General features: G+C 70.3%; 7 protein-coding genes. 4 read left to right on the top strand and 3 right to left on the bottom strand.

Translation table 11 applies throughout. The features are described 5' to 3' along the window. Together G5C60_RS47630 and G5C60_RS47625 are read right to left on the bottom strand one after the other, a co-directional pair. Positions 1–1034 (bottom strand): sigma-70 family RNA polymerase sigma factor (locus tag G5C60_RS47630; RefSeq protein WP_165270036.1); only part of this gene is annotated, 1034 nt, incomplete at its 3' end. A 289-nt stretch (positions 1035–1323) separates the two neighbouring features. Continuing rightward, complete coding sequence (locus G5C60_RS47625; protein WP_165270034.1) at positions 1324–2106, bottom strand: TetR/AcrR family transcriptional regulator; 783 nt, start codon at positions 2104–2106, stop codon at positions 1324–1326. Between the two features lie 388 nt (positions 2107–2494). Between G5C60_RS47625 and G5C60_RS47620 the strand changes: the two genes are divergently transcribed. The 3 genes from G5C60_RS47620 to G5C60_RS47610 all read left to right on the top strand — a co-directional run bounded on the left by G5C60_RS47620 (position 2495) and on the right by G5C60_RS47610 (position 6548). Beyond that, a complete protein-coding gene (locus G5C60_RS47620; RefSeq protein ID WP_165270032.1) occupies positions 2495–3859 on the top strand; it encodes an FAD-dependent oxidoreductase in 1365 nt (454 codons plus the stop codon). A gap of 125 nt (positions 3860–3984) precedes the next feature. Then, positions 3985–5670, top strand: coding sequence for a SpoIIE family protein phosphatase (locus tag G5C60_RS47615; RefSeq protein WP_165270040.1), 1686 nt, complete (start codon positions 3985–3987; stop codon positions 5668–5670). A gap of 56 nt (positions 5671–5726) precedes the next feature. Beyond that, positions 5727–6548, top strand: a complete 822-nt coding sequence (locus G5C60_RS47610) for a class I SAM-dependent methyltransferase (RefSeq protein ID WP_165270030.1) — start codon at positions 5727–5729, stop codon at positions 6546–6548. A gap of 57 nt (positions 6549–6605) precedes the next feature. On the opposite strand, the gene G5C60_RS47605 is transcribed toward G5C60_RS47610, so the two are convergent. Then, positions 6606–7868 carry an MFS transporter gene (locus tag G5C60_RS47605; protein ID WP_165270038.1) on the bottom strand — a complete coding sequence of 421 codons (1263 nt, stop codon included), beginning with the start codon at positions 7866–7868 and terminating at the stop codon, positions 6606–6608. 122 nt (positions 7869–7990) lie between these two features. On the opposite strand from G5C60_RS47605, the gene G5C60_RS53455 reads away from it, so the two are divergent. Further along, positions 7991–8539 (top strand): MarR family winged helix-turn-helix transcriptional regulator, encoded by a 549-nt coding sequence (locus G5C60_RS53455; protein WP_165270028.1) that lies wholly within the window; start codon positions 7991–7993, stop codon positions 8537–8539. Positions 8540–9085 lie beyond the last annotated feature (546 nt).

Genomic DNA, 9085 nt, shown 5'->3' with positions numbered 1-9085 from the left:
GGGTACGCGAAGGCCGCCGCCCCCGCACCGGCACCCCCGGCGATGAGCGCGGCGGCCTTCGCGTACCCGGCGGCACCGAACCACCCGATGACCGCGACCGGCACCACCGCGGGAATCCCGCCGGCGACTTCCTTGATCTGCCCGGCGGCCAGCCGGCACTGGGCGCACTCATCCAGGTGCTTGCGCAGCCCGCGCTCGGCCCGTGTGCGCAGCCCGCCGCGGGCGTACGCGCCGAGCCGGTCGGCATACCGCGCGCACTCCTCGTCAGCGGTCAGCGTGGCGCTCACATGGGCCTGGAGATACGCCTGCTTGAGGCCCTCGCGAGCCCGGCTGGCCAGCACGCGCGTGCCGTTGGCGTCAAGGCCGAAGAGCGTGGCGACCTCGCTCGGCGACTCGTCCTCGACCTCGGTGTGCCACAGCACGGCCTGCCAGCGCTCCGGCAGCGACCGGAACGCCTGCATGGCCATCGACTGCTCGGCCTCGTGCATCGCCCGCACATCCGCGCCCAGGTCGAGCGTGTCGTCGTCCGAGACCTCGGCGCCGCGCGCGGCCTGCGCCGCGAACACGGCGAAGTCGTCGACCAGTTGCTCCCGCTTCGCCGACTTCGTCCAGTTGGCGGCGACGCGTCGTACGGACGTGAGCAGATACGCGCGTACGGCGTGCTCGGGCCCCGAGCCGCCCCGTACGGCCTGGAGCATGCGGGCGAAGACCTCGGCCGTGAGGTCGTCCGCGGTGTGCGCGTCCCGGCAGCACGTGCGCGCGTACCGGCGCACCGCCTCCGCGTGGCGCCGGTACAACTCCTCGTACGCCGTGTCGTCGCCCGAGCGCATCCGCCCGATCAACCCGGCGTCGGGCGGCGGCAACTCGACGGGCTCACGCTGCGGCGGAACGCTGCCCTCTGAAGGACCGCCCTTCGAAGGACCACCCTGACCAGGCACCCGCCGCGAAGGCATCGCACCGGACTCCGTGGAAGGCACCCCACCGGACTCCGCACCCCCGTCGCCGAGTGACCCGTCCCGTCCGTCAACGCTCATCGCGGAAAGCCCCCGCCTGCACACTCGGACCCGAACATCGGGAAAGAGTGTCATGGGGTCCCGCAGCCGTTACCCGAAGGGACGGACCAACCACTCGTCCGTGGGTACTTCGCACACCGCAGCAATAGCGTTCACCCGTACGGGGAAGACGCAGCCGACTTTCCCCGTACGGCCGTTGACGCGCCCCTTTAGACGCGCCCCTTTAGGGGCGCGGGGAACTGCGCGACCAGCCACAACGAACCCGCAGCCGACAACCGACCCGCATTCTCCCAGCCGCCCAGCGGAGCGCTTACGCGGGACGCGACCGCAGACCCTCCAGCAGGATGTCCAGCAGCCGGGCCGAAGCCGCCGCCTGCTGGGCCGCGTCCGGCAGCGAGGGCGCAGCCGTGGCTATCACCAGCAGAACGTCCGACACGGTCACGTCCGGGCGCAGCTCGCCCGCCGCGCGCGCCCGCTCCACGAGCCGGCCCACGACCTCGAGCAGCTGACCCGCCCCGGCGTCGTCCTCGGCCGTCCCGGCCTCCCCGTCGGCCGCCGGCCGCTGCTCCAGAAGCCGCAGCTCCCCAGAGACGGAGACCGGCTGGGACCGCTGCTTCGGCACCCGCGCCTCGTCGAGGACCGTGCCGTCGTCCGCGACGCCCACCCGGAGCACCTGCGGCGGCAGCAGGCGTCCCGCGCCGGAGGCCACGGACGTCCGCAGGAAGCGCGAGAGCGCCGACCACGGCTCGTCCTCCTGCCCGAGCGCCGCCCGCGCCTGGTCGGTCAGCCGGGAGGTCTCCTCCTCGGCTATCCGCCGGACCAGGACGTCCTTGCTCGGGAAGCGCCGGTACACCGTGCCGACGCCGACCCGCGCGCGCCGCGCCACGTCCTCCATCGGCGCGCCGTAGCCCAGCTCGCCGAAGACTTCGCGCGCCGCGCGCAGTACGTGCTCGAGGTTGCGCTGTGCGTCCACGCGCAGCGGGGTGGTACGCGATGCGTCTGCCGCACCGCGTCCGTTCCCCATCGCCGCACCGATCGCGCTGCCGGGTGCGATGGCAGACGCGGAAGACCAATGAGTGTCCTGAACATGCATAAGTGTTCCCCCGGTAATGACGTCTCCCCCCGGAGACTCTCCCCGTCATTGACTGCCGGAGCGAGCGGAACAGGCGGTGATCGCACGACCCCGTCGTACTCGTCGTGCGGACCAGCCGAGTGCTTCCCCCTACACCCCGATGACACACGAACATAGTTGAGTAAGGGTCAATTCAGAAGGGGCAGGTTCCGCACAGAGCGCCCCCCGATCGGAGTACGGGTCGCTTACGTCCCGATTGAGACACCTACGATCACCCCGATCACCGTCGCTGACCTGCGCTTCTTCCGCACACTCCGGCAATTCGGCCAACTCTGCGCGTCTCCGGCAGTCGGTCACACAAATTGTCGGGCCTGTGGACAAACTCGAGCGCTCGTTGCGTCATGGGTGGGTGAAGGAACCTGCGCGCATTCTCATCGTCGGCGGCGGCTACGTCGGGATGTACACCGCTCTGCGGCTCCAGCGGAAGCTGAAGCCGGAACTCAAACGGGGCGACGTGGAAATCGTCGTGGTCACGCCAGACCCGTACATGACCTACCAACCGTTCCTTCCCGAGGCGGCCGCGGGAAACATCTCGCCACGCCACGTCGTCGTGCCACTGCGCCGTGTTCTCGACCAGTGCAAGATCGTCATCGGGGAGGCCCAGTCGATCGACCACGCCAAGCGCACCGCGACCCTCACCACGCTCGCCACCCAGGAAGAGGGCGCGGAGGCGGAACAGATCTCCTACGACGAACTCGTCCTGGCCCCCGGCTCCATCTCGCGCACCCTCCCGGTCCCCGGGCTCGCCGACTACGGCATCGGCTTCAAGACCGTCGAGGAGGCCATCGGCCTGCGCAACCACGTCATCGAGCAGATGGACATCGCGTCGTCGACCCGTGACCCCGCGATCCGCGACGCCGCCCTGACCTTCGTCTTCGTAGGAGGCGGTTACGCCGGCGTGGAGGCGCTCGGCGAGCTCGAGGACATGGCACGCTACGCCGCGCGCTACTACCACAACGTCACGCCCGAGGACATGAAGTGGATCCTCGTCGAGGCCTCGAACCGCATCCTGCCCGAGGTCGGCGAGGAGATGGGCAAGTACACCGTCACCCAGCTGCGCCGCCGCAACATCGACGTACGCCTGGAGACCCGCCTCGACTCCTGCGCGGACCGGGTCGCCGTCCTCAGCGACGGCGCGCGCTTCCCGACCCGTACGGTCGTGTGGACCGCAGGCGTGAAACCGCACCCGATCCTGGCGGCCACCGACCTGCCGCTGAACGAACGCGGCCGCCTCAAGTGCACCGCCGAGCTGACCGTCGACGGCGTCACGCACGCGTGGGCCGCGGGAGACGCCGCCGCCGTCCCCGACGTCACCGCCAAGGAGCCCGGAAAAGAGACCGCGCCCAACGCCCAGCACGCGGTACGCCAGGCCAGGACCCTCGGCGACAACATCGCCCACTCCCTGCGCGGCGAGCCCCTGGAGACGTACTCCCATTCGTACGTCGGCTCGGTCGCCTCCCTGGGACTGCACAAAGGCGTCGCCTACCTCTACGGACGCAAGGTGAAGGGCTACCCTGCCTGGTTCATGCACCGCACGTACCACCTGAGCAGGGTGCCCACCTTCAACCGCAAGGCCCGCGTACTCGCCGAATGGACCCTGTCGGGGCTCTTCAAGAGGGAGATCGTCTCCCTCGGGTCGCTCGAACATCCCCGTGCGGAGTTCGAACTCGCGGCCGGTGGAAAGCCTCCTCAGGACCCGAAGGGGTCGTCCTGACCGGACGCAGGAACTCCGCCGACAGGGCCGGCGTCTGACGGATGTCGGTCCGGTCCGACACACTGGTCCACGACCATGGGCGGGCCGAACCGCTCGCCCTTCAATCCCACGAGGCCTGTCCCACAGTGAACTTCACGCGCTGGAGCGCCCGGCTCCCCGGAACGCAGCGCCGCGACCGCGCGCGGGCCGGCAACTCGTCGAACGCGCTCCCCCCGGAGGGCTCCGTGCCCGCGGCCCGCGCCGAGCGGCGACCCGTCGACAGCGGCGACAACGGCACCGACGGCGCCGACGCCGACGCCCCGCCCGTCCCCGCCGTCGACGAACTGCCGGTCCGCGAGGTCCTCGACCGCATCCCGGCCCTCGTCGCCCTCGTGCACGGCTCCGAACACCGCCTCGCGTACGTCAACGAAGCCTACGTAGCGGCCTTCGGCGCACGTCCCGTCGGCAAACCCGCGCGTGAGGCGCTTCCCGAGCTGGACGAAGTCGGCCTGCTGCCCCTCCTCGACCAGGTGCTGCGCAGCTCCAAGCCGCGCACCGTCAAGTCCCGCAAGGCGCCCGGCGGTCGCTCGTACACCTTCACGTGCACTCCGGTGGACGTCTCGGCCACCCCCGAAGGGGGTGGCGTACTGATCTTCGCCGCGGACGTCACCGACCACGCCGAAGCCGCCGACCGCCTGCGCGCCAGCGAGCGCGAGCAGCGCGAGACCGCGGTCACCCTCCAGCGCTCCCTGCTGCCCCAGGAGCTGGAGGAACCCGACGACCTGCGCGTCGCCGCCGTCTACCACCCCGGCGGCACGGAGGCCGCCGTCGGCGGCGACTGGTACGACGTCATCACCCTCGGCGGCGGCCGCACCGCCCTCGTCATCGGCGACGTCATGGGCCGCGGCGTGCGCGCGGCGGCCGTCATGGGCCAGCTCCGCACGGCCGTCCGCGCGTACGCCCGCCTCGACCTGCCCCCGCACGAAGTCCTCCAGCTCCTGGACGGCCTCGCCACGGAGATCGACGCCAACCAGATCGCCACCTGCGCGTACGCCGTCCACGACCCCAACGAGGGCCGCCTCGTGTACGCCTCCGCAGGCCACCTCCCGATCCTCGTACGCGACGACAGCGGCACCGTCGTGCGCGCCGACGAACCCACAGGACCACCGCTCGGCACGGGCGGCTGGATGCACGCCTCGGGCACGGTCCCGCTGGGCCCCGGCTCCACCGCCGTGCTCTACACGGACGGCCTGGTCGAGCGCCGCGACAAGGACCTCGACGACGGCATCACGGCCCTGGAGCACGCCCTCGCGGGCGCCACGGGCACGCCCCAGGTGGTCTGCGACCGCCTGGTCCGCTCGGCGGGCGTGACGGCCGACCACGACGACGACGTCGCGGTCCTGGTCCTCCAGCACCCGGCCCGTACGGGCTCCGACAGCGAGCTCTTCCGCAACGCCGCCCTGGAGCTGCTCGGCGGCGTGGAAGCAGCCCCACGCGCGCGTGCCTTCGCCTCCGGCGTCCTCACAAGCTGGCGCTTCCCCGTGGACCTGCACGACCTCGGCGTCCTCGCCGCCAGCGAACTCGTCGCGAACTCCCTCCAGCACGGCACCCCGCCCATGCGCCTGCGACTACGGCGCACGGACCGCCGCCTGATCGTCGAAGTGACCGACGGCGACGACCACCTCCCGCGCCGCCGCCGCGCCGAACCCGCCGACGAGGCCGGCCGCGGCATCGCGATCGTCGCCACCATCGCCTCCAACTGGGGCTCCCGCCGCACGCCGGGCGGCGGCAAGTCGGTGTGGTGCGAGTTCGCACTTCCGCGTGTCACATAGACCTGTGGCCGCGCGCCACCTAGTCGATCCCGGCGCACGGTGCTAGTAGCTCACCCATGGCAGAGGAAACGGAAACGGGCTTCCAGCTCACAGGCAGTGCTCCCGAGCGATACGAGCGGTACGTCGCGCCGATCATGGCGCCCTTCGTCGAGGCGGTAGTGGACGCCGTCGACCTGTTCCCCGGAGCCATGGTGCTCGACCTCGCATGCGGCACCGGCTTCGCGGCACGGGTGGCGGCCGCCCGGGTCGGTCCGGCGGGCCGCGTCTTCGGCGCCGACGCGAACGACGGCATGCTCAAGGTGGCCGCCGCACACCACCCCCGCATGTACCCGGACATCGAGTTCACCGTGGCCCCCGCCGACCAACTCCAGTACGCGGACGACACCTTCGACGCGGTCGTCTGCCAGCAAGGTGCCCAGTTCTTCCCCGACCTGGACGCGGCATTCGCTCAGACGGCCCGCGTGACCCGCCCCGGAGGCCGCTTCGCCGCCACCGTATGGGCCTCGATGGACAAGTCTCCGTACTTCGTCGCCCAGCAACGGGCCATCGCGGAACACGGCGGCCCAGAAGCCGCCGCGGCCTTCGCCGCCGCTTTCTCCTGTACCGCCGAACGCCTCACGACCGCTCTGCGCCGGGCGGGCTTCCAGCAGGTGACCGACCGCGAGGTCACCTTCGGCATCGACCTCCCACCCCTGCCGGACTTCGCCGCCGGCCACCTCTCCGCACTCCCCTGGGGCCAGGCGATCGCCGACACCGGCGGCCAGGAGGCACTCACCAGCGCGGGCCGCACAGTCCACGACCTCCTGAGGGACCACACCGCCCCCGACGGCACGGCCACGGTCTCCTTCACCTCGACCCTGGTGACAGGAGTCCGCTGACACGAAAGGGCGGCCGCCACCACAAGGTGACGGCCGCCCTTCCACGGCTCCACGGCGTCAGACCTTCTCCGGTACGGGCTCCACACCCCGCGCGACCACCCGGCTGCCCGCCGACGACGGCTGATTCTGCGCGGGCGTGAGCTGCCGCCCCAGCCGTACGGCCAGGAAGCTGATGCCCAGCGAGAACAGCAGGAACGTCACGATGTACGGCGCGTGCAGCGACGCCCCCATCGGCCCGCCCACCGCAGGACCGACCGCCAGCGCAAGCTGCTTCACCAGGGCGAACGCCGAGTTGTACTGACCGGCCATCCCGCTCGGCGCCAGATCGGCGACCAACGGCGCCACGGTCGGCGACAGCATCGCCTCACCGAGCCCGAAGAGCGCGTACGTCGAGACGAACGCGGCCGTGGCCATGGCCTGGCTCCCGTGCCCGAGCCCCGCGTACCCGGCCACGACCCATGCGACGGACCAGATCAGCCCGACAGCCGCGATCACCCGGGACCGCCTGCGCCGCTCGACGAACCTCAGCACCGCGAACTGCGCGACCACGATCACCGCGGTGTTCGCGGCAAGCGCCGTACCGAGCGCGGAGGTGGACATCCCCGCCGCCTCGACGCCGTACGCACTCAGCCCCGACTCGAACTGCCCGTAGCAGGCGAAGAACAGCACAAACCCCAGCACACACAGCTGCACCATGGCCCGATTGCCGAGCAGCTGCTTCCAACTGCCCTTGGTCTGCGCCGGAGCCCCTTCGACCCTCGGCGCGCGCGGCATCCGTACGGTCGCCATGATCACGACCAGCAGGAGGAACATCGCCGCCTCGATCGCGAACAGCAGCGTGAAGGAACCGGGGCGCGTGGCATCGACGAGATGGCCACCGATGAGCCCACCGACCCCGAGCCCGAGGTTCTGCAGGAAGAACTGCGTGGCGAAGGCCCGCGACCTGGTCCCGGCCGTCGAGCAGTCCACGATCATCGTCGCGAGCGCCGGCTGCATCACGGCCTGCCCGGCCCCGAGCGCCCCCGCGGCCAGGAGCACGGTCGTCGCACTGCTCGCGAGCCCCAGGCTCAGCGCACCCGACGCGGCAGTGACCAGGGCGGCGAGCAGCACCGGCAGCGGACCGCGCCGGACGATGGCCCGCCCGGCGAACGGCAGCACCACCAGCGCGGCCACAGCGAAGACGGCGAGCACCAGCCCCGCCGTCACGGCACCGAGATCCCGCACCTGCGCGACATAGACGTACAGGTACGGGACGGTGAAGCCGAGCCCGAACGCGCCGAGTGCACTGCCCACATGGATCCGGCGCATCGCTGCGCCCATCGCCCTGGTCACTTTCACCTGCTTCAGTAGTTAGGAGTGAAGACTTCGAACCTAAACTTAGATATTGAACTCTACACATCGAAGGACTTCGACGCCAAGTGAGTGCGTGCCATACTTCGTCCATGGGCGACACCCCCGGCGTCGGCGAGCCGACACTCGAAGAGCAGATCGCCGCGTACCAGCGCGAGTTCCAGGACCTCGACCCCCAGGTCGAGAAGATCGTCTCGGCTCTGGGCCGCCTCAACCGCCGCATGAACGTCGCCTACGGCCGCCAGACCGCCACCCTCGGCATCAGCAACGCCGAGTGGGAGGTCCTCAAGGCCCTCGTCCTCTCCGGCGCCCCCTACCGCATGGGCCCGAGCGACCTCGCCAAGCGCCTCGGCCTGACTCCGGCCGCGATGACCCACCGGATCGACCGCATGCTGGCCGAGGGCCTGGTCACCCGTGAGCGCGACGAGTCCAACCGCGTACGCGTCATCGTCGAGCTCACGACCGAGGGCCGCGAGAAGTGGCTGGCAGCCATGCGCCTCGCCAGCGTCTTCGAGGAAGACCTGCTCCAGGACCTCTCCTCGGATGAGCGCGGCGTCCTCGGCGACGTCCTGACCCGTCTCCTGCGACGCGTGGAGCACGCGCAGCCCGACGCCGGCGGTCGGCTCACCGACCTGGACTGACGCTCACCTCCAAGGGTTTGCCGAGCGGTCGCCCCGGGGAGACTTGACACTCCCCTCGTCGATCCGTAAGGTTCTTCGAGTTGCCACGGAGCCGTAACGGTTCTGCGACAGCACCTCCCGCCGCAGAAGCGGCACACCAAACCACTAGTGCGATCTCCCGACAGGGTCCATTTCGGCATGCCCGAATTGAATTCCAGTTGGAGCTCGGCAGCCCGATTAGGCACTGCCGAGAGCATCCGCTAAAGTTTGGAACGTCGGAACGGCCCAACAGCCGCGAGGACAAAACCAGTTGACTGGGGTTCAGGCCCGAAAGGATCTGCTACAGTCAACGTCGCTGGAAGGCCGAAAAGCCGGAAAGCAAAACCCCTCCGACGGGGAATCGGACGCGAAAGAGTCTGGTAAAGTCGGAAACGCAAGACCGAAGGGAAGCCCGGAGGAAAGCCTGCGAGGGTGAGTACGAAGGAAGCGTCCGTTCCTTGAGAACTCAACAGCGTGCCAAAAATCAACGCCAGATATGTTGATACCCCGTCCATCGGAGACTTTTCC

It is taken from the genome of Streptomyces scabichelini (assembly GCF_011045015.1).
Lineage (GTDB): Bacteria > Actinomycetota > Actinomycetes > Streptomycetales > Streptomycetaceae > Streptomyces > Streptomyces scabichelini.
The sequence above is the reverse complement of the archived record's forward strand: the minus strand, read 5'-3'. Positions and strand labels throughout refer to the sequence as shown.

Excerpts from the sequence above, each read along its gene's own strand:
- G5C60_RS47625 (WP_165270034.1), bottom strand. The coding sequence starts at position 2,106 with ATGCATGTTCAGGACACTCATTGGTCTTCCGCGTCTGCCATCGCACCC.
- G5C60_RS47605 (WP_165270038.1), bottom strand. The coding sequence starts at position 7,868 with ATGGGCGCAGCGATGCGCCGGATCCATGTGGGCAGTGCACTCGGCGCG.
- G5C60_RS47610 (WP_165270030.1), top strand. The coding sequence starts at position 5,727 with ATGGCAGAGGAAACGGAAACGGGCTTCCAGCTCACAGGCAGTGCTCCC.
- G5C60_RS53455 (WP_165270028.1), top strand. The coding sequence starts at position 7,991 with ATGGGCGACACCCCCGGCGTCGGCGAGCCGACACTCGAAGAGCAGATC.